Raw genomic sequence first — 22972 nt, 5'->3', positions numbered from 1 at the left:
CCAATCAGTCAGCCAATCAGTCAGCCAATCAGTCAGCCAATCAGTCAGCCAATCAGTCAGCCAATCAGTCAGCCAATCAGTCAGCCAATCAGTCAGCCAATCAACCAATCAGTCAGCCAATCAACCAATCAGGTAGGACGAGCAATGTATTCCTTTTCCTGAGAACGTTGTAACAACATTGAGCAACCTTGGTGCTTAGGCTGCAACGTGAGTTGTGTTTGTCACACTGAGATGCAGGTTATTGCAAACGGCTGCCTACTTCCTGACAAGCGAACTCTACATGACCTGGTGGCCAGCAAAGAATCAATTGTGGCGATCCTCACAGGATAGTTATTATTGCTGTACTGGCTCATCACTATTGCGTCTATGATTTTGAATTTTAATGATATTTTGTGTTTTTTGCGATTTTGACTTGATGTTTTTTGGTTGTTAATTTGAATGAGCGTTCAGGGGGAAGTGCTGCACATAACCCACTGTGACCAATGTAAAACAGATCAATAAAAGGTATTGGTATGAACTTAAAAATTAGTAAAAAAGCAATTAAGAACCTGTCTCTCACCGAAGCGGCACACGTGGCTGGTGCAGGAAGATCTCAGGCGGCTGATGTGATTGATGACTCATGTCAGAGTGTTTGCTCTATGCAAGCGTAACACTTCGCGCTATGTGTTGTGGCCATAAATTAAAAGTATTGGAGTTAGATATGTTTACTATTGAAAACGCTCACCTGGTATCTGGCGGTCGTGCGGAAGGAGGGTGTATCCCTCCACATTTAGACAAGCTGATTAATCGTTAATTCAGCATATTGACCTGATTAAATCCTAAAAGGAGATTGTATGTTTAGTTTAAAAAAGAAAGTAATTAAAAAGCTTGTTGCTAAAGAATTCGCCCAATCAGCGACGAAAGACGTTGCGGGTGGTCATGATTTTCAGCCAAGTGCATTCCGTGGCTGCCAATCAAACGAAACTCGTGAACAGTTCATAAACTAACAGGAGACTATGATGAAACTGAAAAAAGTAAATCTGAAAGTACTGAATAGTGACGCTACTTTGGTGAAAGTCGCAGGTGGTTGTCCACATACTGTCCATGGCTGCGGCGATGTAGACAGAACCATCCCTGTTTTGAATGAAATTCACTAATCCCTGGCCAATTGGAGCGTCTGTAATGAAGCTAAAAGTAACAAAAATCAAAAACCTGAGTGCAAGTAAGTCATTTCCAGTTGATGCAACGCCCGCTGTTGGTGGGGGTTATCATTCATCTTGCGGTGTTGACTGCGGTTGCGGCGATCTGGGTGGTGAGCAACCGGTAATTCGGATACCAATGTAAAGGGTGCTTTTTGAGCGCCGAATAGAAAGTTTAAGGATTAAATATGTACGAATTACACAAGCAAAGTGCGTCAGTAACGCAAGTTTCTGGCGGTGCAGAGCATCATAACCCGTATATTCCGTGTCAGGTAAAAGACTGGTAATCAGGAGCGACAGATATGTTCGAATTAAAAGATACAGCACTGCTGGCAATTAGCGGTGGCCGGGAAGCAGATCATGACTGCACCCGACCAATTCGTGTAACGCTGTAATTGGTACTGAGCGCCCCAGGGCCATAGTACTGACTAGGCTAACAACGCCACATCAGTGTGAGACGATGACTAGAAATATGAAGAACTTAAATACAGCTGAAATATCTATGGTGAGTGGGGCTTCACACCCTGCCGATACAGAAGTTGAATTGCTGATTGAAACTATAAAAAACTGGTTCTGAGGAACCTGAGAGAGGCTAAAATGATGACATTAACACACTCTGATATTGAGCAAGTAGTAGGTGGTATCGTGGAAGGTGGTTGTGTGGATGTATTTGATCCCACTAAGCGCCGCCAGCACTAATTTCACATTTTAAGCTGTCGACAAAGCGACCTTTTTTGGCGGAAAGTCGCCTTTGTTTGTAATGTGAGAATGCTGAATAAATAAGGAGTCTGATTGACTCCTTTTTTTTTTGCCTGGTCATAACATCGGTATCCGCTGCTTTTCTACTCATTTGCACAGTTCATGCACCAATCCAAAGTTGACGAAATCTCTTATACAACACTGCACATCTGCCCTGGTATGGCTGAGCTGTCTTCAAATATACAGGAGACGCAATAGGGTGAGCCTATATCTGATGTACCAGCCCGAACAGAGATTATTTTTAACACAGTAAGTAGTTGCTTGAACTGCTCTGGCAGGGGAGCAGTATGCTTTAGTTCTGCGCCTGTCGACATAAAAAGTTATCTATATATACCTGCCTCTTACTTTCCCGTTACAGCTTTTTCAGGTGTCCCTTTCTGACAATGAGCCAGAGCATTAAGCTGCAGGAAGCGAAAGCGCATTAAGCCCGGTTAGCTGGCATCACCTGAGGGTATCTGTCAGGGCAAAGGCATGTGGTATTGCGTGCCCCCATGACTGAAATCCGGAAGCTCGCATATATAGAGCTGATAGTTCGGTTATTGATAGAAAACAGATTGGGTTAACTCGTTGATATTAATGGTTAAGTGTTTGTTTTTTCTGTTTTGACAATGGTGCTGTCGTCACCCATTATGGCCTCAAGCGCTTAGGTGGATTAAGTGCTGATAACAACTTTTTGGAGATGAATATGTTTACTATGTTGGATAAAAAGCAAGCAACTCAGGTGTCTGGTGGTGATACAACACATAAGATGCTGGAAGAGATGGAAAGAAAGAAAAACAGCAACTAATCGGTTGCTAACCAGACCCAGGAACTACAGCGAATGACATATAAATGGTCGATAGCGAGTTGTTCGTATTGTTTTATGAAATTTCACTGATTCTTTGGGTCGACTTTAGAGTCGTATTTCGAGAGAAGGCACTCTAAGCACTAGATGGTCACTGGGTGCTGAAATGAAAGTGATTTTGCGATGGATTGCAACTGAGTAGATTTAAAGGAAGGTGGATTTTATAAATGTACCACCTTTCCATACACCTAAATAAATTTTTTAGAATTCTTATGGTCAATACTGTTTTAACTCTAATTTTCAAGGTTTTGTGAATTTTTGTTATGCATAGATAGGTTGCCATGATGAACAACATCGCGGGTTTTCTGGCTGATGGCCATACGAAGCCCTGGCTAGAATTTTAAGTAATGAACTTTATGGTTCTGAATGTAATGTCTTTTATAAATTGGCATTGTGTTTCTTTGCGCTCCCTGCGCATTTTTATTTGTATGAGGTGAAATATGTATTTAACCAAAGAAGAACTAAAAGCTGTCACTGGTGGCATCAATAATCAGAATAAAGATCTTTCAAAAATTGAGTGTGATCTTTAAACCTAAACAAGGAGAATAACATGCAAGTCATTGAAAAAAATAACGTACAGTTGGCATTGGTTTCTGGCGGTATCGATGAGGGCGGGTGTATCCTTTTCCCTCCTCAGGACAAAAAATTTAACTAAGTGTCGACAAGCGGCGCAATAAGCCGCTGTTGAAACAAGCCGTGCAGAGACTCTGTGCGGCTTTTTTATGTCATGCATTGGCCCGAACACCACTTGTAATATGTGATCATTTGCAGCTCAGACTGCTGTGAGGCCAGTATCGAGATGCAAAGGTTTGATTTATTCGATACCTTCTTATCTTAAACTTGCCCGTTCAATACCGACTCAACACAAGCACTGTACCTGCTACAAGTCATGACAAAGCCCGTCATATGTTCTCGCAGAATTTTGAGCTGTCAGGCTGCCAGTGCTCTTTTCACCATTACCTCTTTTGAGTGCGCCAGAAATAATTGATCAGTCAAGCTGACCACGAATTTCTACCAGGTACATTTTCTTATCCGGCAATACCCCGTCTGCTACTGGTTTTCAGATTGTGAGCCTGGGTTGTTATTCAGTGCTGTTTGCAACGTCTGCCCTCGTTTTGGCAATAATCAGCGGCCAGCGCGGGTGTTCAGGGTGTGCAATACACACATGAAAATCTCCAATATTGGGACCTGCGCATTTTTGTCATATGAATATTTTTATAACAACTCAGGTATTCATATTTAGCACATAATTAAGGTATACCTGAGGATAATAGTTCTACATAAGTCTTTGTATTTTATGTTTATGTTTGTGTTTTTATAATTTTGATTTATTAAATTCTCGATGCCATGATGCTCACCGTCAAAGCGATGCAACGCACGACACTAAACAGTAATCGGAATTGAAAATTGAACAATTTAAAAAATTAGCCAGGCATTCATACGAACACGATTTCGCAGATGCCTGATTATTTGGAGGCACAAAATGGCGAAAACAAAATTTTATACAGACAAAGAGTTAGCTTACTTACTAAACCAACAACTCATTGGTGATTGCCTGGATGATTATTTTCAGCCTGATGGTCTGGATTGTTCACTGATCAATGTTGCAGACGCCGAACTAAATATCGGTGATGAGCAACCTATTAATTTTTATCGTATGTAAATTTGGAGAGCACCTGAGATGGCATTTATCGTACTTGGACAACAGCAGGATGAACACGCGCAGTATATGCTTGAGAAGCTGAAAATGCGTGGCCTTGATGCTTATCTACTGTCTACGCACGACTTCCCGCGCAAGGTTCAGTTTAGTTATGAACCCAATGAGGAGCTCGGAAGCTTAACCCTTGCATGCGGTAAAAAACTGACTTTAGATGAAATACAAGCGGTGTTTTGGCGTGGCTTTTCAGGTGTATCGGATGAGTCGACCCGAGAAAATTATATGAGTGCGGAGAGTATTGCTGCTCAAGATGCGATGGCGTGTTTGAGAACCTGGTTTTTTCTTGATAACGACACCATCTGGTTAAACAGCTGGGAAGCATTTCAGCATCATAAAGAGAAGCCGTTTCAGTTAACTAAAGTAAAACGTCTGGGTGTACGCATTCCTCAGACCTATGTTGGTAACAATTTGGCGGACATAAAAACCGCGTTCAGTGTGCTTAAGCAATCTATTTTTAAGCCGGTGTTTGGGGGCGCACATACTGAGTTGCTGACGGAGGCACACCTGGAGTCGGAACGTGTGACTGCTGCGTTGGCCAAGTCCCCTATCACCGTTCAGGAGTTTATTGCCGGCACCAATATCCGCAGTTACGTCATAGGGGATAAAGTGATCTCGGTCGAGCTGAAAAGTGATCGGGCAGACTTCCGAGAAGATGACAACATGACGCTCCTCGCGATAGAAACACCGGCAGAGATCATTGAGCAATCGAGGCAGATTGCGCGAACCCTGCATTTGAACTGGACGGCCATTGACTGGCGAAGAAATGAGCGTGGAGAGTACTACTTTTTAGAAGCAAACCCTTCTCCGATGTTTATTGGGTTTGAGAAACGCTCAGGGATCTCTATTACAGACCACTTAGTCGACTACATGTTAGGAAAAGGCTGAGTAATTGACACTTAACAGAGGAATAAGCAATGAAAGAACTAACTCAGATAGAATTCAGCGCCGTGGTTGGCGGTGTGAATACGACGTCTCCTGACCAACCTTGGGTTGACGTCATTGATGCGATTCTTGAATTTTTTGAATAAATTTATATAGGTACCTTCATCAGTCATCTTGGCAGAGACAGTGAAGGAAACCATGCATGTTGCAAGCAATTAAATAAGGAAGCGTTATGCACCCTTTTTCATTAGATAAAGCACACAAACAACGCGTAGCGGGCGGACATACTCCCATCTCTGATCTGCTGGAAGAAGATGGCGGGCCAATTGATATCACTCAGGCTATTCCTGAAGACGGACTAGACCCTGCGCCTATCTTTCTATAATGCTAGCGCGATCAGGCTGAATACCGGGCTTTGGTTTTCTTGGCGGAGTAACCGAGCCTGTAATAATACAATTTAACTCACTATGTAACAGTAATAAGGAAAAAATATGCACCCTTTTTCATTAGATAAAGCACAAAAACAAAATGTCACTGGCGGAAATGCTTTTATTTCAGATCTGCTTGTAGAAAACGGCGGTCCAATTTATGTGACTCAGGCTATCCCGGAAGACGGTTACGATCCAACGCTTATCACTATGTAATACGCCTTAACGGCAAGACGTTTACAGAGAGTGGAGCTGTCCCGAAACACTTGGCGGAGTTATCGGAACATAAGCCTTACTCTCGCTTTTTAACCATGTTAGAAGATTAATAAGGAAAAAACATATGCACCCTTTTTCACTAGATAAAGCACAAAAACAAAATGTCACTGGCGGAAATGCTTTTATTTCAGATCTGCTTGTAGAAAATGGCGGCCCAGTTTATGTGACTCAGGCCATCCCGGAAGACGGCTACGACCCAACGCTTATCACTATGTAATACGCCTTAACGGCAAGACGTTTATAGAGAGTGAAGTTGTCCCGAAGCACTTGGCGGAGTTATCGGGAAAATAAGCCTTACTCTCGCTTTTTAACCATGTTAGAAGATTAATAAGGAAAAAACATATGCACCCTTTTTCACTCAATAAAGCACAGCAAGAAAATGTGACAGGTGGTCTGAAAGAAGATCCGATGACGGAATTCATGTGCGAAAACGGTGGACCTATCCGAGTCACTATGGCGATCCCTGAAGATGGCAACGACCCTTTACCACCTATTTATCCTGTTAAAGACATCATGTAAGAAGGAGTGAACATTATGCATCCATTTTCATTGAAAAAAGAGCAGGAACAAGCAGTAACCGGTGGGCTGAACAAGCGTCCAATTTACATCACTCAGGCGACTCATGAAGACGGTGGCCCGATTTACGTGACCATGGCCATTCCTGAAGATGGCGATGATCCATTACCACTAGAACTTTTCTAATTGTTTGGGGAGTTGAAAGCAGTCGGGCGTGCAACGCTATTTACTGACATAGACCTCCCATGCCAGGTGCCCTCAGGCACCTGATACTAACATGACCGACAGTCGCATCGGGCTTGGCGGAGCCAATTGCGCTAGTCGTTACTTAACGAGAAATAAATAAGGAAACCATTATGCATCCATTTTCATTAAAGAAAGAACAAGAGCAAGCAGTAACTGGCGGGCTAATCAATCGCCCAATTGATATTACTCAGGCGATTTATGAAGACGGTGGTCCGATTTACGTGACTATGGCAATTCCAGAAGATGGTAACGATCCGTTACCGTCGCTTGAAATGTAATTCAAGCTGAATTGCGAAGGGCATTCATATGCTCCACAGCACTAGGTGTAATAAATCTAGTGCTGTAAACCAGAAGAATATCAAAGGAAATCAGTATGAAAGAACTAAATACATCTGCAGAGTTAGCGTCAGCCACTGGTGGTTTTGTTATGGGCATTGGCCTGGGCGATCCTAATGACCCGACTCGTACTATTTGCTAACGAGTTGTGTCTCTTAGTTTTACTTGTTGTTCAGGGCTGAATGTGCATTCAGCCCTTTTTCTTTTCTGCGCTAAACCATAACGGTTTATCAGTTTGAAATTCGGGTTTTTATATTGCTAGTAAGAGCATGGTTTAAGCAAAGTAATGCCTAATGAATTATTGCCTGAAATGCGCTTCTATTGTTAATTATGCTGTGTTGATTATTTACATCAAGTCAGCGCTGAACCTGATTTGGGGTCATTTGCCATCTGAGAAATTTTTAGCTATGTTATTATTAATCAGTAGCTTGTCCTTTATACCAAGAGGCTGTGGGGAAAATTCTTTACCTTTAATATTACTAAATTGTTTTGTTTTTGTGATTTACTATATATTATCGTTCAAGATGATACGAAAGAGTCACTTGGGTTGAAAAATTGTGACTTGTTCTGATTTATTAACTTGCCATTCGCTATTGCCCCAATCCGAATGAAGCCCGGGGATGATGTGAAAGGATATGGGATCATGAGTCACCATGAATGAAGTAAGATTTTCAAGGCAGGTCAAGGAGGTGAGGTTTGGAGCCTGGATACTAGATCCAAAGCGCCAGAGTATATGTGATGGAGAGGTTGAGCGAGAGCTTGAACCCCTGTTATTTCGACTGCTTTGCTACCTTATCATCAACAATGAGCAGATCATCACTCGGCAAAATCTGGTAGAGGATGTCTGGTCGCAGCATTATGTTGATGACAACGCGATCAATCGCGCGATGTCAGAACTGAGAAAGATCCTGAAATCGGAAAGGCAGAAAGGAACAATCGTAAAGACCCACTATCGTAAAGGGTATAGCTTCTTTCTTGAACCAGAAATCGTTTACTATGAGCATGTTGAAAAACCGCCGTCGTCCTACGTTCATGGCAACACTGACTCAGAAAAGCCGGCTTTGCCTGGGGAGGCTGAGCGTGTTACCCAGACTCATGTAACAGCCGATAATCATCGCAAAAGCGCGCTGCGGTGGCGTTATGTGTTGCTGCCTGTGCTTCTAATTTTGCTTCCGGTAACTTGGTATATCATGCCAACAGGGCTGTTTTCAGGAGATCAAGAGACCCATTCACTCACCCGCAGCGACATAGAGGAAAGTGTTCTTTCCTGGCTACCGGGTCGTTATGCCACACTCAACCTGTCACCAAATAAGCAGCACGTTGCATTTTCCTTCATCCAAAATGAAAACAAAAACTATGCACTGGTGGTTAAGTCGCTAGAAAACGGACATGAGAAACGTATTGGTAACCCTGGTGTGAATTATTTTCCAGTGGGGTGGTCGGTTGATTCCAGCTTTATTTATTATCGGGCTGTGAGTGAAGATCAGTGTCAGGTTTGGCAACTCAGTGCAGATTTTATTACCAGCAATCGACATGTTTTTGATTGTACGCTGCACTATACAACGGGTGGTGGCGTGGCGGCAGGCCGCTTTGTGTATTCAAAAAGTGGCTATCGTAACCGCGATGAGTTATCTGTATTAACAAGCCGCGATCTGAGCACGGGTGATGAATTCCAAATTACCTCACCCAATCTGAACTCTTATGGCGACCGCTTTTTAACTTACGTGGCTCAGAAGCAGGTGATCCTGTTTGAACGCCGGCAATACGAATCCAATGAGCTGTATATGACCGATCTGGACGGTGGCAATCAGGTCAAGTTATTTGAGTCGGCGAACCGGATTTGGGCTGTGAACTATGATGCGGAACATGATCTGGTAAGCTGGTTTGATAATACTGCAAATCAGCTATATCGATTTTCTTTGGCGCAGCAACGGCTGCATAGTGTTAAGCAACTTCAAACAGAACAACAATATGCAAGCTCTCAGATACTGGATAGCAATACGTTATTGATGGTGAGTTATCCCTTTCAGGCGGATGTATTCTTGTTAGATCAGCAAACGCTCGGGCTGACAGAGCTCATTGCGAGCCCTTTGGAGGACACATCCGCCACTGAAGTGGGTGACGAGTTTTTATTCCTAACGCGTCAGGGCAATCAGCGCATTGTGAGAAAGCAGCTCGCAGATGGTCAAATTGTGCCGCTGACGTTGCCACAAGACAGCTACACTGCGTTGCGTTATAACGCTGCCAGTGACCATCTATTACTCCAGTACAAAGACAAAATTGAAGTATATAAGCGCTCGGATATGACGCTGGCTGACAGTATCAATGCGCAGGGGGTTGTGGTAGCAGCCGAGTTTATCGGGCCCCATGAGCTAGGCTATGTGGTTGTGGATGACCACAAAGTGAAAAGTCGGGTATTTAGCTATTCCCTGACAGATAAAAAGGTGACGCCATTACCCACGTCGGATTCGTTGTGGATAGGGCGCCTTGATGACGAGCATCTGGTTTCTTTGTCTTCCAGTGACAAAGTCGTGCTATACAACATTCAGTCGGGAGAGATAACCCGAACCGTTGATTTACCTCAGGTGAAATATAAGCATACCCTCGCTATCGGCGAAGGGGACATCTACCATTCTGATGGTGAGACCATCTATAAACTCGATTTTAGCGCGCCGTCAGTGATTTCCGAGTTCTATCAAATAGATACGTCGAAATATGTGATCAGCAATATGAAATACTCTCAAAAACGCGGAGGGTTAATTTTAGACCTGGTTGAAGTCGTGGAAAACCAGCTGATAAAAGTCACGTTAAAAGAAACGGAGTCACTCTAACAGAGTGACTCAGCACCAGCAGGTGTGATCCTTGGCATAACGGAAGAACTCAGGCGTAGCTGGGGGTAAGTCTCCGGTTGGATCAGCGTCGCATGTTGCTCTGCTGTCAAATGCTATCTACCCACATGAATTCACGCCAGTTTGTGAGAGTAAATCTGCCACTCACTACAGTAATAAATAAGAATATTGCACTTTTTCTTCACGATCAGCTCGCCACTTTCACTGTGCGATCTTCGCTGTCTCTGCATCGCATCCAGTAAAACGCAAACGGTGTGAAATGATTCATCACTTTATGGACTTGTGGCGGTGTTGCTGTGGTTTGGATATTTTCCCGCTTTGCAATTTAAACAGGCTGAGACACTGTCTGTGTACACAGTTTTTTGGTTTTTTTGTCCAAAATGGAATTATTCGGCAATCGCAGCAATTCTTACACGGTATTATTCGTATATATAACATTGACCTACGAGCTTTCGCTGGAGGTAAGATAAGATTTGATAATTACCGAATTTGTGATGGCTTGGCTAAGGTAGTTAGTAACGAAACAACATGGTTTCAATCGCACAACTAACCCAATTAGCAGGAGCGTCAGGATGATTACATTAAAAACAAAAAAACTAAAAACATTGTCAAAAAAAGAAATCTTGGGCAGTAAAGAAACACGCGTTATTGCAGGTGGTACTAACACTGAGACTTTTACCGGATCAGTCGATCCTAAGCTGGACGCTTAATACGCAAAACCTTTGCATCACTTTGAGCGATCCGGTGCTGTCCACCTAGCCGTAACAGTCACTAAAGTCGCCACACTCTGCTGTCGTGATGCCTGAACTCAAGGAAAAAACATTGCTGAACATAACTTTTCCCATGCTGGCTGCGGGTGCGCTTGCAGGACAGTTAACACTGCAAGAGCCCAGTAGTGAGTTTTACTACTCCAGAGATACTGTCACCGTGCTGGCTGCACCGCTGGTGACGAATGGAACCTGGATAGACAAGGGCTCGGTACTACTGACCATCCAACCAGAACACGGTGATGAACGCCATTCTCTGGTATCTAAATCGGACGGGTATGTCGATTATGTCAGTGATAAACTGTCACCCGGTTATCGAGTGTCTGCCGGTGAAATGTTATTCATTATTCGTTCAGCGCGTATATTGGCCAAACATGAGCTGACCGGGCATATCTCCGTACAGGAAATCACCCAGCAACAGACTGTGTGGTTGTGCGATCAGGCTAAGGCATGGCCTATGCGTGTTGATGAAGTGACACAAAGTAGTCTGCTGGTTTCAACGCACGTGCGAGCTGGTGACTATGCAGACCTAAAATCAATCAGTCAGAAGCCGCAACTCTCTTTATACAAAGAACGCCATGCCTGTTTGGCTGATAGTATTAAACTGGCGTCAGACATACATTCTGTTGACTGAGTTGGCCAGTAACGTGGCAGCCCAGTCTCTTCATTGTTCTCGCCTGTTTCACCTGGCGGCTTAATTTGCCACGACTCTTTTTCCGGCTGACGACAAGCCGGTTTACCATTCAACCTCAGCTGACGGGCATGCTCGCCTACCCCATATCAGGTGCAAAGTATAGGCACTAAACACAGGTGTAATTGCACTGTCTTCCCATTACTGCGACATAGTGCACACATTCAATGCTGTTTAGCCTTGTCCAAACTACGATTTGCAAGTGATAAAGCTATTAAGTGGTGGGCGTCGTCTCGATACGTGCATTGGCAATAACACTTCATCCTATCATCCGGTTATACATTGCGGGTGTTGTTCAGTTCCAACCGATTTATATCAATCATATCGCCATGAGGGCGGCAAAAAACGTATATCCGGATAATGCGAACCCAGACCAATAAGCCTGTTTAGCCGCCATTGTCATGATCTGTAAGGGCTTGCTATGACGAGCGTGGTTAGTAGACACATTGTTTGTCGGCCAGACCAAATTTGGACCGGTATTGTGGGAGTAGCTGTCAGCAACGCAGGCACCTTGTATGTGCCTCCATGCCTATGTCATGCGTCACTCAGTCAGAACACCTGGGGAGTATAAAATGGCTGAAAAATATGGGGTGAAAGAGACTTCAATATAGACTCTTATCAATACATACAGAGTTCGTTTTATTCATAATAAAAACTCATAAGATGTTGAAATTAAAGTTAATGTTGTTGTTTTTGTGATTTTGACCAAGTCCGTCGAGTGGCGCAGTATAGAGACTAGATTGATTTGACAACACCAACTAGCAATTACGTGATCCGTAAGGAGCAGCCAATGAAAGCACAACTCGAACATTATGCGCATGACCTGTTTGCCAGCAACCATGTACTGAAGTCGTCTATTGAGCAGTTTGAGGCGATAGAACAAGGTGAACAATTGTCTGGTGCATTGCAGGAAATAGCCTCACAGTCAGGGTATGAATGCCTGGCTTTTGTTGATTTTATGCCTATGTCTACCACTGTGTACGATATGAACTTATATGGCCATTACCACAATACACTAGAAAGTCATCTGGACACGCCTCAGATGTATAGCCATTTTAAGTCGGGTATACGTATTGCTGCTATGTCGAATTTACTGACTCATGCGGATGAACTTGATCATCTTTACGCATTGCCTTTACGGGGGGTGTCGGGGATCGTGGGGGGGCTGGTGTTTAATATTCCTGAAGACGTTGCACAGCAAAACAGCATTGAATCCATAGACTGGTATTGGACGCTGTTGTCACCTTACCTGCTCAACGCTGCTTTGCGCTGCCGTACTGTCAGACTCTCAATCACCAAGCGAGAGCGAGACTGTCTGTTGTGGGCTTCAGAAGGCAAAACGTCCTGGGAGATCAGCCAAATCCTGGGTATTACAGAGCGCACGGTGAATTTCCATCTGACGAACTGTATAGAGAAAACTCAAAGTGCCAATCGCCAGCAAGCAATTGTTAAGTGTATTATCAATAACTTAATCTAGTTTTGTGCATAATTTTTGCGAATGCAAGCCAGGTGCTTGCCAACGACAAAGACGATGGAGATAACCATGTTCGGGTTTGGAAATAAAAAATTAAGTAAAGAAATCATTTGGGGGATAGGACCTTCAGAACACCAATCGGGTGGCCTGCTCCCTACAGAGACCAAACGGGATTTGTTTGATCTGTAAGTATGCACCGCCGTGGATATGTGCTTTTAGCGCATGGTCGCAGAGGTGGTGCACTGGCCTCCCCACTGACAAACCATCTGCGGATCAGCGTTGCCGTTTTTATACGATGACGAGACAGCGCGCTCTCCTATTTTAAACACGGCGAGCTTCACCCTCACTCCTCACTTTCCCGCTATTAATGTCTGGCGCCCAAAGGTCAGCTCCATGTCACCTGCAAGTGCATTCTGTGCTAAGCGACTAACCTCAGCAGTATCATAAGCCATCGGTACTTAATCATGTTCAGATATAACCCCTCCCGTACTGGTTGCATCGGTTTGGTTTGTCTGCTTTTGGCACCTACTAAAGCGTGAGTGATGCGCTGTGCGATAGTAACGAGGCTGATCCTGTGCAAGCGACGATCAAATCACGGGTCACAGACCTGAAGGATATCTGCTTAAACGGCTGTCGTGTCAATCTGGCTGGCGTTGGCTGCGTTTTATGTTTCGATACGGCATTTGCCCCTATTTGAGTGGGATATGGTGTGAAAGGCCGCTATATCTGTTTGCATCAATATCTGGTCAGCTCGAAGAACTCGGCCAGCTTAATGGGGCTAAACACTGTTTACTCTATCCTGGTGTGTTAGGCTGAAGCTCACACCATGTTGTTTATCACCTGTACAGATATAGGCAGCCTCGCTGTACGCACAGGCGCTGTTGTTATCGAGCATGCTTCACCATAAGGCTGAGTACTTTCTTACGCCGATGCGCAGAGATCTTGACCGGTGCATGAAAAAAGGGGCCACATTGCTGTGAACCCCTTTACAATCATGATTTGGTTGGCTGAGCGCTTTATTCGTACCGTAGCGCTGCAGAGGGTTTGGTACTGGCTGTTTTAAAGACCTGTATGGCAACGGTCAGCCAGGTGATAGTGCCGACCAGGGCGGCTGAGACCAGATAAATGGCATAGGGATGTGCAACACGTTCATTAAAGTTCGTGAGCCAGTCACTGACCAGCCAATAAGCCACAGGAAACGCGATGACCGCACTGCCTAGCACTAACTTAATATACTCCATAGCCAATAAGTTGATCAGCTGAGGACGTGTGGCGCCTAATACCTTGCGGATGGCCACCTCTTTACTGCGACGCTGGGCACTGAAAGAAGATAAACCAAAAATACCTATGACAGTCAGGACAATGGCCAGGGCGGTGAAGGTGAAGATCACCTTAGATGCTTGCTGATCTCCCTGATAAAGCAGCTGATAGCGCTTGGAGATTGACTCAACATCTGCACCGACTACACCGAGATGCTTTTGCAGTACCTGCTGAACTTCCTGACGCAATGGTGCCAGGTCGGTTCGGGTATGCGCCAGTACAAGGTTGGCCTGCGACATGCGGCTGTAGCCACATATAAAGAACAGCGCAGACGATGCATCGCGAGAGGAGCCAATTTTAATGTTTTCCACAATCCCAACGACTTTAGCACGGATACTCTGACCCTCTTGATTGCCTATCACCACGCGCCAGGTCTGGCCGATGATGCTGTCCATGTCGACCTGATTGGCCTGCATAGCAATATCACGACTGATAATGATACTGGCACTGGGCTGTGATTCATCGCCTTGTTGATACCAGTCACTACTAAACTGGCGACTGAAGTCCCGACCATGTAACAAGGTGAGGCCCTGATTTTCGACCGTCTGATAGCCGGTGCCAATAAAAGGGATCGGCATATTGGCGGGATCGGCACCTGGCCAGATTAATCGCGCCGAGGTATTGGTACTGCTAGTCAGCGCAGTATCACTGATGCCAACACTGGTGACACCGTCCAGGCGTTGCAGGGCATTGGTCAACGCAGAGTGGCGGCTAAATACCTCAGTGGCATTCAGACCGCGGATCTCCAGGCGGTTTTCTTTGGCATAGCCGGTGTCGAGCGTGGTGAGAAAGACCAGTTGCTGATAGAGCACATAGGTTGCGATGATCAGGGTAATAGATAGGGCGGCTTGTGCAACCAGTAAGGACTTACGCACCCAAATGGCTGTGGCGCCACGTTGCAGATCGCCACTAAGCACGCGTTTTGCGTCAAATGAAGCGATAAACAGGGCCGGGTATAAACCTGCAATAACACCCACCGTCACTATGGTCGCACTAAACAGCGCAATAAAGGGGAGGGTAAAGGTCAGTGACAAAGACTTATCAACCAGCTGATTAAACCAGGGCAATGCAAGCTCGACAAACACCAGGGCCAGTAAACCGGCGATCAAGGTGATCAGCACCGATTCCAGCAAGAATTGCAGCATCAGCTGAAAACGCGAGGCACCCAGTGCTTTTTTGACACCCACTTCTTTGGCGCGTTGTGCCGCCTTCGCTGTGCTCATATTAATAAAGTTAAAGCTGGCAACCAGGATCAGCAAGATACTCAGGCCAATGCTGATATGGACATTATCGGCAGAGCCATTGGCTTTGAATTCAAACCGGGAGTGGCCATACAGGTGGATATCCAGCAGTGGCAACAGTGTCACCTGCACCATGTTTTTACCCTTGTATACCATCTCGTTGTATTGCTCAGTGAGCACTTGTTCGAGTTGTGTACGCGGCAGCTGTGCAGAGTCATCAAACCGGGTGCGCAGATAGACATAGGCATCATTGCTTTGCAATGCAGGCTGCCCAGCCTGAGATGGGGTCATGGCGGCAAGGCCATTAAAATCAAAGTGAGTATTGTCTGGCAGGTCAGCAAAGACAGCAACCACACTCCAGGTAATATCACTTTGCACGAGTGTCTGACCAACCACATCGCTCTGGCCAAACAGGCGGATCGCTTGGCTTCGCGACAGGGCGAGCTTAGCCGGTTGTGTCAGCGCAGGCGCGAGTTCGCCATGCAGTATATCCAAAGCGATAAACTGAGTGAGGTTATCCGTGGCTGCAAATACCTTGTCTAACTTTTGCTGTTGGCCGCGGATCATAATATCGCTGCCATGACGCTGGCTCAGATTAAGCAGGTAGAATGCGGCTTCAATATCATTGAGTTTGGTAAATTCCTCAGCCATCAGCGGGCTAGACACAGGCGCATCGAGGCCCATAGAGGGCCAGCTTTGCTCTAGCCTGAAAACATGACTGGCATTGGGCTGGTGGTCATCATAGCTGAGTTCAAACTGGCTATAGAGTGCGATTAATAACGCCGCGCCCAGCCCGATGGCCAGCCCGGTGACGTTAAGCAGCAGGTGAAACTTCTGCCGCAAAAAGGCCCTCAGTGCGCCCATCAGATAGAGTTCAAGCATATGCCGCCTCCGGCACGCTGTGCTGAGCCGCCGGGCGCTCATGCGAGATTATTTCACCATCCAGCAGCCGGACCGTTTTGTTACCATACAAGGCGTCCTGCTCCGAGTGCGTCACCATTACTATGGTGGTGCCGTCTCGATTAAGCTGCTGCAAAAGCTGCATCACTTCTTCGCCATTTTGTGAATCGAGATTACCTGTCGGTTCATCGGCGAGGATCAGGCTTGGGTTACACACTAAAGCGCGTGCAATGGCGACACGTTGCTGCTGACCACCCGACAATTGTTGAGGAAGGTGACCGGCACGGTGGGCCAGGTTGACGCGGGTCAACATGGCCTGTACTTTTTCCTGGCGTTGTTTTTTAGCCACTTTTTGATAGATCAAAGGCAGCTCAACATTTTGCGCCACGGTCAGGTCATCAATTAAGTTGAAGCTCTGAAATATAAAGCCCAGCTGACGCTTTCTTAGCTCTGCCAGCTGTTGTTCGCTGTAGTGCTCAATGGCCTGATCAGCAAATCGATAGGAGCCGCTGGTGGGGCTGTCTAGCATACCTAAAATAGAGAGTAAGGTTGATTTTCCGCAACCCGAAGGTCCCATGATGGCAAGAAAATCGCCTTGCTCCACATGCAGGTCGATGTTGTGTAGCGCCGTGGTTTCGACCTCTGAGGTGCGAAATACCCGGTTAATTTGTTCTAGTTTTATCATGATTGTTCTCGGTTTTTTTGAGGTGTTAGTTCAGCATTAAAGTGTCGGCGTTATTGAACGCGCTGTAGCTGGACGTGATGACAACATCCCCTGCGTTCAGGCCACTTAATACTTCGAAATAGTCGTTGTTCTTTTTGCCCAAGCGGATCGACTTTCTGACGGCTTTATTGCTTTCTTTATCAAGCACAAAGACCCAGTTTCCGCCGCTTGAAGAGAAGAATGCGCCACGGCGTAACATCAAAGTGCTGGCTTGCGCATCACCTAAGTGCAACTCCAGATCAACGCTCTGGCCGCGCTTGAGCTGGGTCAGCTCCGTGGGTAAGTCGAGTTCGACCTGAAACTTAGCGTCTTTCACCCGGCTGTCTATCTTGGTCACAGTCAGTGCAACAGGCTGACCATCAAACAAAGCAATGGCATTCATATCGACGGCGACCTGGTTGAGGTAGTACTCGTCAACTTCCGCAACCAGCTTGTACATATCAGGAATATCAATTTGGCCCAGGCGATCGCCTCGTGCTTTAGATTCGCCAATTTCCGCTGCCAGTTCACTCACATAGCCATCTGCCGGCGCACGAACGAGCAGGTCTTCGAGGTTTTTACGTGCAAAAGCCAGGTTTTTCTGCAACATCTGGGCGCTGTCTTCAAGCTGCTCAATCTGGATATTGCGGATCTCATTTTCCGCTTTTTGGCGTTGCAAAGTGAGCTCTCGGCGCTGCTCGTAGTAGGTCAGGTCTTGCTCTAGTGTGGCAATCTGATCTTTGGTGATTGCACGGTGTGTTTGTAGTGCCAGCGCCTGGTCCAGTTTACGTTTCAGATGCTGGATTTGATGTTCAATTTCTAACAGGTCGCGACGCAGGTTCAGTTTGTTGTTTTCCATTGTCATCTGAGTATTACGTAAAAAGTTAAGTTGTTCTGTAACCTGGGCTTCTCTGCTGATCACATCGAGTTGCAAAGACATGTTAGACAGACGCACCAGAGGCTGGCCTTTGGTAACGTAGTCGCCGGGCTCCACATGCTTTTCCTCAACGCGGCCACCTGAGAGGGTATCGAGCAAAATGGCGCGTTTAGGGGCAATACTGGCTCTGAGTCTGATCTGCTCGGTAAAGGTGCCTCGGATCACTTCTGAGTGAACCAGGGTGCTTTGATCTATGGTCTGTGTCTGCCCCTGTGAGCGGCTGTCCTGATAGGCGTAGCTAATTGACAGTAAACTGCCACACAGACCTGCCCAGATTAATGACTTCTTTAGTTTAGTGTTGCGTGAAGTAGTGATTTTCTTATCCATGGTCATGGGCTTTCCCCTTTGGAACCTAAAGTGAACTTTGTAGATTAAATATACTTGTCGGACGGGGACTTAGTTAGCTGTAAAATACAACAGGATCATGATGGTGTACGCAAAAAGGGCTACCCATCCATGGGCGGCCCGTGTCGGTGTTTGGTCTGTGAGGTAAGGCGTCAGACGAGCTTAACGTTCCCTTGCCCCTCTATATTTAAAAAGCGGTTAAACATATGACTGAAACGGTTTCCTTCGTGCATTATCATCAATAAAGCCGCATTTTGTGTGTAGTCATTAATGATCTGCAGAATATCGCCTTTGCTGGCATCATCGATGTTGGCCAGTGGTTCATCAAGCAAGTAAACACTGGCTGTTTTTAGTAGGCAAATCGCTATCTGACACTTTTTCTTCTGTCCTTCAGACAGACGTTCAAAGGGCTTATCTAAACACTCCAGTATGCCAAGTTTTGCAATGAGTTCGTCTGCTTTTTGGCGATCTCCGCCTTGTGCGATAATGCGGTCAATATTGTCCCCCACAGTGCCAGGCAGCAGACCAAAGGGGTATAACGAGGCGCTGATGTGTGACATCGCCGGTTTTGATATCTCACCCTGGTTCGGTGTGTAAAAGCCTGTCAACAAATGTGCCAGAGTACTTTTGCCAGCCCCGTTAGGACCACTGATCAACACGCGGTCGCATTTATCAACCGTCAGGCTGGTACTCTTTAAAATGGGCTTCGCCTGAAAATCGAAGTCAACATTGTTAAAGCTGATCGTGTCGCTGTCGGTGAGCGGAGTGTGCGCATCGGCATCTGTGGCCAGCGATTTAAATTCGTTATAACGGTCCAGTAATGCATCTAAGGTTGCCAGGCGAGGCACCAAGGCTGAGAGTTGCTCCACCGCATTGATGATCAGGCTAAAGGCGCGTGTCAGTGCAAATAAGGAACCTATGGTGATCACACCCAGGATGACTTGAAATCCCGCGACTATGATAACGGCCAACTCAGTGTAAGAGAGAAAAACGGCACTGATTGACTGATACAGAGCACTGTAACGGGTATTCTTATACTGGGCATCTAGTGAGGCCTGTAGACCCGATTTAATGGTGCTCTGCGCCGTTTCATTTAGCGAAAACAAGCGTACATGCTTATAACTGTCGACAACGGTCGCCAAAATCGACTTAAATTGGGCTTCGGACTCCTGAAGTTGTTTGGTGCTGTCACTGATTTTGCCACTGAAGCGATTCGCCAGAAAATACAAGCAAGGCAGGATGATGGCCAGGGCGAGGGTGATCTCCCAGCTGATCCAGATGGCCACCGAAATGCCCGAAATACAGATAAAGACGCAGGTCGTAAATGCAACCAGGGTATCTATCATTTCTGAGAGCTTTTTCGGTTCATCATAGAGGCGTGAAATATAGTAACCACGACCATGATGGGTGATCTCCTGACAGTCATGCTGATAATAGCTATTGGCCAGGTCGACCGACAATTGTTCCTGTAAGGTATTTTTGATTTTCTGTCTTGTCAGTGTGGTCCAGTAGATAAGCAGACGACCACCGGTGGCAACTGACGTCACAATGATGGCTAACCACATAAAGAAAGACTGATTGCCCTCATTAATGGCATCAATCAGCCATTTTAAGGCGAGCGGATCGACAACAGTAAAAAATACTGCCTGAATTGCAGTCAGTACCAGCAACAATGCCAGGCGAGACTTTTGCGGGGCCAGTAATTGCCCGGCGGTTTTTAAGTTCGATTTACTGATAGGCATAAAAACACTTCCTATATAGCCCCGGTTCACCGGGGACCGTGTGGGCAGTCTGATATTGTCTGACTGCCTCCCTTATTTCTTACAAATCATGCATGAAGCGATGACCACCAGTAGCAAGCCTGTGCAGCATCATACCGATGCCTGAAGAGCCAAACGCATAATCCACAGATAGGCGTACAGAGTGACGGCTTGGGTAGATTTCACCTTGCTGACGGTCGATGGAGAACAGCGTCAATCGTTCACTGATCTCGCAGGCAACCTGACGATAGTGTGTATTCTCGGTGATTTGATAAAGGTCGATGAAAAACTCAACGATGCCTGAGACGCCAATAAACTGGCCCTGGTCAACTGAATAGCGAGAGTACGCAGACAATGCAATTGACTGAGCGAGTTCAAGATAGCTGGTATCACCTGTTTCCCGATAAAAGCGGATCACTACGGCACCAATGCCTGCTGCGCCGTGCTCCCAGTAAGGCAGAACGGTTTTGCTGTCTACCGTTTTACCCCATTGATATTCGCCCTCTGCGGTGAGACCGGCCTGAATATCATGTGCCAGCGCCGCTTTGGCAAACTCCAGTGTGGTTGTGTTATGCGTCAGTTTGGCTAGGTAGAGCAAGAACAGGGCGACCCCGGCGCTGCCGTGTGCAAAGCCAACCGGGGTTTCTTCCTCTTCTGCAACGGGAAAATAGCAACCGTGTTCGGTATCGCAAGCGCGCAGCCTAAGCTGCTGTGCAATGGACTCGGCATGCTCAAGGTATACCGCGTCGTGATAGCGGGTATATAGCTTCAGACACATATAGCCTACGCCGGCCAGGCCATGTGCAAAGCTCACCGCGTCAAACTTATTGATTGAATCAATGGCATAGTCAGCCCAGCGTTTAGCCTGTACTTCACGACCGAGCTCAAGTTCTGCCAGTGCCATTCCGGCGTAGCCGACGAACAGGCCCGCGGTTGAGGTTTGAGTTTCAAAATCGGCGATTTTCTCCAGCAAATGTGGCGGAATATCATGGCCTGTTTTGGCCATAAACACGGCGGGTCCATAGTATCCATAAGTGAGTGCCAGAGGATGGACATCAAATGCCGTATAATCGACGGGCATAAAATGCGGATCGATGTTGGTCTTGATCCCCTGTGAAATAAAGGCGGCGATTTTATTCACCCGGCGCGAAAAGTCCTCCGCATTTGCAACCGGGTGTTGGTCGTAATTGGGTAAGGCCGTAATAAAGTGCGCGCTGGCGTTCGCAAGCTGTGGATTGGCGGTTGCGGCAAGCTTAACTAACGCGCTTTGTGCCTGTTCAGGTTCACCGTCGGCCAGCTTCTGAATGACTTCGATCAGGTAGGGGTTCAGGGCGCAATCATTTTGTAGTTTGTGCAGTAGCTGCCAGCGTTTTTCTGGGGCCAGGGAGAAAATATGCAGCGCCGGAAAAATCATGCTGTACAACGCCATCGCCAGAGCAAACCAGTCGCCTTTATAGGTTGCACCGGTATCCATAAAGTCTTCGTTACTAAACCCGGGAGTCGTCAGTAAAGCCCGTTGCTTCTGAGTATTCTGCTCCGGGTGATAGGCGCCTTCGAAATCAATAAATCGGATTGTTTTGGCCTGTTCGTCAACCAGAATATTGTTTGGTGATACATCGCCCAAGACCACACCACGGCGGTGTGCTTCTGTCACGGCTGCGATGGTTTCGCGGGCGATCCAGATAAAATGTTGTTGGAATCGCTCAGCACTGGCAACGTCTGCGACAAATGGCACCAAAGTGACTTCTTTTTTACCGCGATAATTGCGTAGTGGCGTGCCGTCAATGTATTCCTCTACTAAGAATGAATGTTCCCACTCAGTAAACCAGTCTATGGCGGTTGGAAAGTAGCGGCTGCTGCTGAGGGTTTTGATCACGTTAAATTCGTTCTGCAGTACTTGGTCGGCGTAAATCGCGCCCTGATCTGCTACGCTTGAGAAGTGCACATAAGGTCTTGCTTCTTTGACGACAACCGTCTGTGAAGTTTTCAGATCTTTTGCTTTGTATACACCGCCACTATTAGAAAAAGACAGGGCTTCAAGTACTTCATATCTATCATTGAGGGGCGCGATGCTTTCATCCGTGCTGTTTGTCAGATCAAAGGGTTCCTGTACCCACTCTGGCAATGTATAAAAGGCTTCACGTTCATCTTTGATAAGCGTGCCATCTGGCTTTTTGATACAGGCAATCTGGCTGCCATCCGCTTTTTGTTGTGGCAATAATTTAAAGCCACCATAACGGTAATACACGACTTTACTATCTTTATAACGCTTATCTGACAGGATATAAGGGCCATTAAATGCTTTTGTTACTTCATAAATGGCTTGGATCAGTTGTTTAAATAAGGACACACTGCGTGGGTAAATGGTGATGAGTTTTCCAGAGCTGCCTCTTCCGGTGGCTTTGGAGGCCATTTGGTTGGCGATGTCCTGGCGGCAAATAACTTTAAATGATGTGTCGAACTCTATACATTGTTGCAGGGTTGCCCGAATGATAGACAGCGCATCTTCGGTGGAAGCTGAAACGTGAATTTTAAAGCCCTGCTCAGGCAGTTGGTGATAGCTGGGTGTTGCTGAGAGCCAAATACTATGATGCTTGGTTGACCAAGATTCAGGGACTATTGACGAGACTGCCTGCGCAATGGTTTCGTCTGGCTTCATGATTGAGGGTTGAGTAAAGTACTCATTATCACCCAACATATAAGAGTTATTATACATACCGACACCTGTTGTTATTTAAAGTTTTTTTGAATAGCAAGGAGCTGAGCAAACAGGTGGTGTGTACTCTTGGTCAAGCATTCCATT

The 22972-nt window shown here is 46.1% G+C and carries 22 protein-coding genes; 17 read left to right on the top strand and 5 right to left on the bottom strand.

Annotated elements, in window-relative coordinates; genetic code table 11:
- Nucleotides 1–512: 512 nt before the first annotated feature.
- The 17 genes from ACXAH1_RS22250 (at nucleotide 513) to ACXAH1_RS22170 (ending at nucleotide 12966) form a co-directional block, all read left to right on the top strand.
- Nucleotides 513–650: a hypothetical protein gene (locus tag ACXAH1_RS22250; protein WP_171045375.1), complete on the top strand. Its 138-nt coding sequence runs from the start codon at nucleotides 513–515 to the stop codon at nucleotides 648–650.
- A gap of 183 nt (nucleotides 651–833) precedes the next feature.
- A complete protein-coding gene (locus ACXAH1_RS22245; RefSeq protein WP_160317395.1) occupies nucleotides 834–986 on the top strand; it encodes a hypothetical protein in 153 nt (50 codons plus the stop codon).
- 9 nt (nucleotides 987–995) lie between these two features.
- Complete coding sequence (locus tag ACXAH1_RS22240; protein ID WP_253111175.1) at nucleotides 996–1136, top strand: hypothetical protein; 141 nt, start codon at nucleotides 996–998, stop codon at nucleotides 1134–1136.
- 25 nt (nucleotides 1137–1161) lie between these two features.
- A complete protein-coding gene (locus tag ACXAH1_RS22235; protein ID WP_475199746.1) occupies nucleotides 1162–1323 on the top strand; it encodes a hypothetical protein in 162 nt (53 codons plus the stop codon).
- A 1898-nt stretch (nucleotides 1324–3221) separates the two neighbouring features.
- Complete coding sequence (locus ACXAH1_RS22230) at nucleotides 3222–3311, top strand: bacteriocin (protein WP_366042018.1); 90 nt, start codon at nucleotides 3222–3224, stop codon at nucleotides 3309–3311.
- A gap of 953 nt (nucleotides 3312–4264) precedes the next feature.
- Nucleotides 4265–4444 (top strand): hypothetical protein, encoded by a 180-nt coding sequence (locus tag ACXAH1_RS22225; protein ID WP_253111172.1) that lies wholly within the window; start codon nucleotides 4265–4267, stop codon nucleotides 4442–4444.
- 18 nt (nucleotides 4445–4462) lie between these two features.
- Nucleotides 4463–5383, top strand: coding sequence for an ATP-grasp domain-containing protein (locus ACXAH1_RS22220; RefSeq protein ID WP_253111169.1), 921 nt, complete (start codon nucleotides 4463–4465; stop codon nucleotides 5381–5383).
- A 229-nt stretch (nucleotides 5384–5612) separates the two neighbouring features.
- Nucleotides 5613–5765, top strand: coding sequence for a hypothetical protein (locus tag ACXAH1_RS22215; protein WP_475199738.1), 153 nt, complete (start codon nucleotides 5613–5615; stop codon nucleotides 5763–5765).
- Between the two features lie 106 nt (nucleotides 5766–5871).
- Nucleotides 5872–6024 carry a hypothetical protein gene (locus tag ACXAH1_RS22210; RefSeq protein WP_171045379.1) on the top strand — a complete coding sequence of 51 codons (153 nt, stop codon included), beginning with the start codon at nucleotides 5872–5874 and terminating at the stop codon, nucleotides 6022–6024.
- Nucleotides 6025–6148: 124 nt separating this feature from the next.
- Complete coding sequence (locus ACXAH1_RS22205) at nucleotides 6149–6301, top strand: hypothetical protein (RefSeq protein WP_475199736.1); 153 nt, start codon at nucleotides 6149–6151, stop codon at nucleotides 6299–6301.
- 125 nt (nucleotides 6302–6426) lie between these two features.
- Nucleotides 6427–6603 carry a hypothetical protein gene (locus ACXAH1_RS22200; protein WP_253111161.1) on the top strand — a complete coding sequence of 59 codons (177 nt, stop codon included), beginning with the start codon at nucleotides 6427–6429 and terminating at the stop codon, nucleotides 6601–6603.
- Between the two features lie 15 nt (nucleotides 6604–6618).
- Nucleotides 6619–6786 carry a hypothetical protein gene (locus ACXAH1_RS22195; RefSeq protein WP_253111159.1) on the top strand — a complete coding sequence of 56 codons (168 nt, stop codon included), beginning with the start codon at nucleotides 6619–6621 and terminating at the stop codon, nucleotides 6784–6786.
- Between the two features lie 170 nt (nucleotides 6787–6956).
- On the top strand, nucleotides 6957–7124 hold the full coding sequence (locus tag ACXAH1_RS22190) for a hypothetical protein (protein ID WP_253111157.1): 168 nt from the start codon (nucleotides 6957–6959) through the stop codon (nucleotides 7122–7124).
- A gap of 711 nt (nucleotides 7125–7835) precedes the next feature.
- Nucleotides 7836–10013: a winged helix-turn-helix domain-containing protein gene (locus ACXAH1_RS22185; RefSeq protein WP_475199733.1), complete on the top strand. Its 2178-nt coding sequence runs from the start codon at nucleotides 7836–7838 to the stop codon at nucleotides 10011–10013.
- Nucleotides 10014–10603: 590 nt separating this feature from the next.
- Entirely contained in the window at nucleotides 10604–10741 is a 138-nt protein-coding gene (locus ACXAH1_RS22180) for a hypothetical protein (protein WP_253111154.1), read from the top strand.
- Between the two features lie 112 nt (nucleotides 10742–10853).
- On the top strand, nucleotides 10854–11432 hold the full coding sequence (locus ACXAH1_RS22175; protein ID WP_475199731.1) for a hypothetical protein: 579 nt from the start codon (nucleotides 10854–10856) through the stop codon (nucleotides 11430–11432).
- Nucleotides 11433–12279: 847 nt separating this feature from the next.
- Nucleotides 12280–12966 carry a helix-turn-helix transcriptional regulator gene (locus tag ACXAH1_RS22170; protein ID WP_475199728.1) on the top strand — a complete coding sequence of 229 codons (687 nt, stop codon included), beginning with the start codon at nucleotides 12280–12282 and terminating at the stop codon, nucleotides 12964–12966.
- A 1013-nt stretch (nucleotides 12967–13979) separates the two neighbouring features.
- Here ACXAH1_RS22170 and ACXAH1_RS22165 read toward each other — a convergent pair.
- The 5 genes from ACXAH1_RS22165 to lanKC all read right to left on the bottom strand — a co-directional run bounded on the left by ACXAH1_RS22165 (nucleotide 13980) and on the right by lanKC (nucleotide 22885).
- Nucleotides 13980–16406, bottom strand: a complete 2427-nt coding sequence (locus ACXAH1_RS22165) for an ABC transporter permease (RefSeq protein WP_475199725.1) — start codon at nucleotides 16404–16406, stop codon at nucleotides 13980–13982.
- Nucleotides 16399–17109: an ABC transporter ATP-binding protein gene (locus ACXAH1_RS22160; RefSeq protein ID WP_475199722.1), complete on the bottom strand. Its 711-nt coding sequence runs from the start codon at nucleotides 17107–17109 to the stop codon at nucleotides 16399–16401. Before ACXAH1_RS22160 ends, ACXAH1_RS22165 begins: the two co-directional genes overlap by 8 nt.
- Nucleotides 17110–17134: 25 nt before the next feature.
- On the bottom strand, nucleotides 17135–18391 hold the full coding sequence (locus ACXAH1_RS22155; protein ID WP_475199719.1) for an efflux RND transporter periplasmic adaptor subunit: 1257 nt from the start codon (nucleotides 18389–18391) through the stop codon (nucleotides 17135–17137).
- Nucleotides 18392–18561: 170 nt separating this feature from the next.
- Nucleotides 18562–20151 (bottom strand): ATP-binding cassette domain-containing protein, encoded by a 1590-nt coding sequence (locus ACXAH1_RS22150; protein ID WP_475199717.1) that lies wholly within the window; start codon nucleotides 20149–20151, stop codon nucleotides 18562–18564.
- 79 nt (nucleotides 20152–20230) lie between these two features.
- A complete protein-coding gene (lanKC, locus tag ACXAH1_RS22145; protein WP_475199715.1) occupies nucleotides 20231–22885 on the bottom strand; it encodes a class III lanthionine synthetase LanKC in 2655 nt (884 codons plus the stop codon).
- Nucleotides 22886–22972 lie beyond the last annotated feature (87 nt).

This window comes from Pseudoalteromonas sp. AWH4_217 (assembly GCF_056161105.1).
The sequence above is the reverse complement of the archived record's forward strand: the minus strand, read 5'-3'. Positions and strand labels throughout refer to the sequence as shown.

Bases quoted from the DNA above. Each gene is read 5' to 3' on its own strand.
- ACXAH1_RS22250 (WP_171045375.1), top strand. From the start codon at position 513: ATGAACTTAAAAATTAGTAAAAAAGCAATTAAGAACCTGTCTCTCACC.
- ACXAH1_RS22245 (WP_160317395.1), top strand. From the start codon at position 834: ATGTTTAGTTTAAAAAAGAAAGTAATTAAAAAGCTTGTTGCTAAAGAA.
- ACXAH1_RS22240 (WP_253111175.1), top strand. From the start codon at position 996: ATGATGAAACTGAAAAAAGTAAATCTGAAAGTACTGAATAGTGACGCT.
- ACXAH1_RS22235 (WP_475199746.1), top strand. From the start codon at position 1,162: ATGAAGCTAAAAGTAACAAAAATCAAAAACCTGAGTGCAAGTAAGTCA.
- ACXAH1_RS22230 (WP_366042018.1), top strand. From the start codon at position 3,222: ATGTATTTAACCAAAGAAGAACTAAAAGCTGTCACTGGTGGCATCAAT.
- ACXAH1_RS22225 (WP_253111172.1), top strand. From the start codon at position 4,265: ATGGCGAAAACAAAATTTTATACAGACAAAGAGTTAGCTTACTTACTA.
- ACXAH1_RS22220 (WP_253111169.1), top strand. From the start codon at position 4,463: ATGGCATTTATCGTACTTGGACAACAGCAGGATGAACACGCGCAGTAT.
- ACXAH1_RS22215 (WP_475199738.1), top strand. From the start codon at position 5,613: ATGCACCCTTTTTCATTAGATAAAGCACACAAACAACGCGTAGCGGGC.
- ACXAH1_RS22210 (WP_171045379.1), top strand. From the start codon at position 5,872: ATGCACCCTTTTTCATTAGATAAAGCACAAAAACAAAATGTCACTGGC.
- ACXAH1_RS22205 (WP_475199736.1), top strand. From the start codon at position 6,149: ATGCACCCTTTTTCACTAGATAAAGCACAAAAACAAAATGTCACTGGC.
- ACXAH1_RS22200 (WP_253111161.1), top strand. From the start codon at position 6,427: ATGCACCCTTTTTCACTCAATAAAGCACAGCAAGAAAATGTGACAGGT.
- ACXAH1_RS22195 (WP_253111159.1), top strand. From the start codon at position 6,619: ATGCATCCATTTTCATTGAAAAAAGAGCAGGAACAAGCAGTAACCGGT.
- ACXAH1_RS22190 (WP_253111157.1), top strand. From the start codon at position 6,957: ATGCATCCATTTTCATTAAAGAAAGAACAAGAGCAAGCAGTAACTGGC.
- ACXAH1_RS22185 (WP_475199733.1), top strand. From the start codon at position 7,836: ATGAATGAAGTAAGATTTTCAAGGCAGGTCAAGGAGGTGAGGTTTGGA.
- ACXAH1_RS22180 (WP_253111154.1), top strand. From the start codon at position 10,604: ATGATTACATTAAAAACAAAAAAACTAAAAACATTGTCAAAAAAAGAA.
- ACXAH1_RS22170 (WP_475199728.1), top strand. From the start codon at position 12,280: ATGAAAGCACAACTCGAACATTATGCGCATGACCTGTTTGCCAGCAAC.
- ACXAH1_RS22165 (WP_475199725.1), bottom strand. From the start codon at position 16,406: ATGCTTGAACTCTATCTGATGGGCGCACTGAGGGCCTTTTTGCGGCAG.
- ACXAH1_RS22160 (WP_475199722.1), bottom strand. From the start codon at position 17,109: ATGATAAAACTAGAACAAATTAACCGGGTATTTCGCACCTCAGAGGTC.
- ACXAH1_RS22155 (WP_475199719.1), bottom strand. From the start codon at position 18,391: ATGGATAAGAAAATCACTACTTCACGCAACACTAAACTAAAGAAGTCA.
- ACXAH1_RS22150 (WP_475199717.1), bottom strand. From the start codon at position 20,151: ATGCCTATCAGTAAATCGAACTTAAAAACCGCCGGGCAATTACTGGCC.
- lanKC (WP_475199715.1), bottom strand. From the start codon at position 22,885: ATGTATAATAACTCTTATATGTTGGGTGATAATGAGTACTTTACTCAA.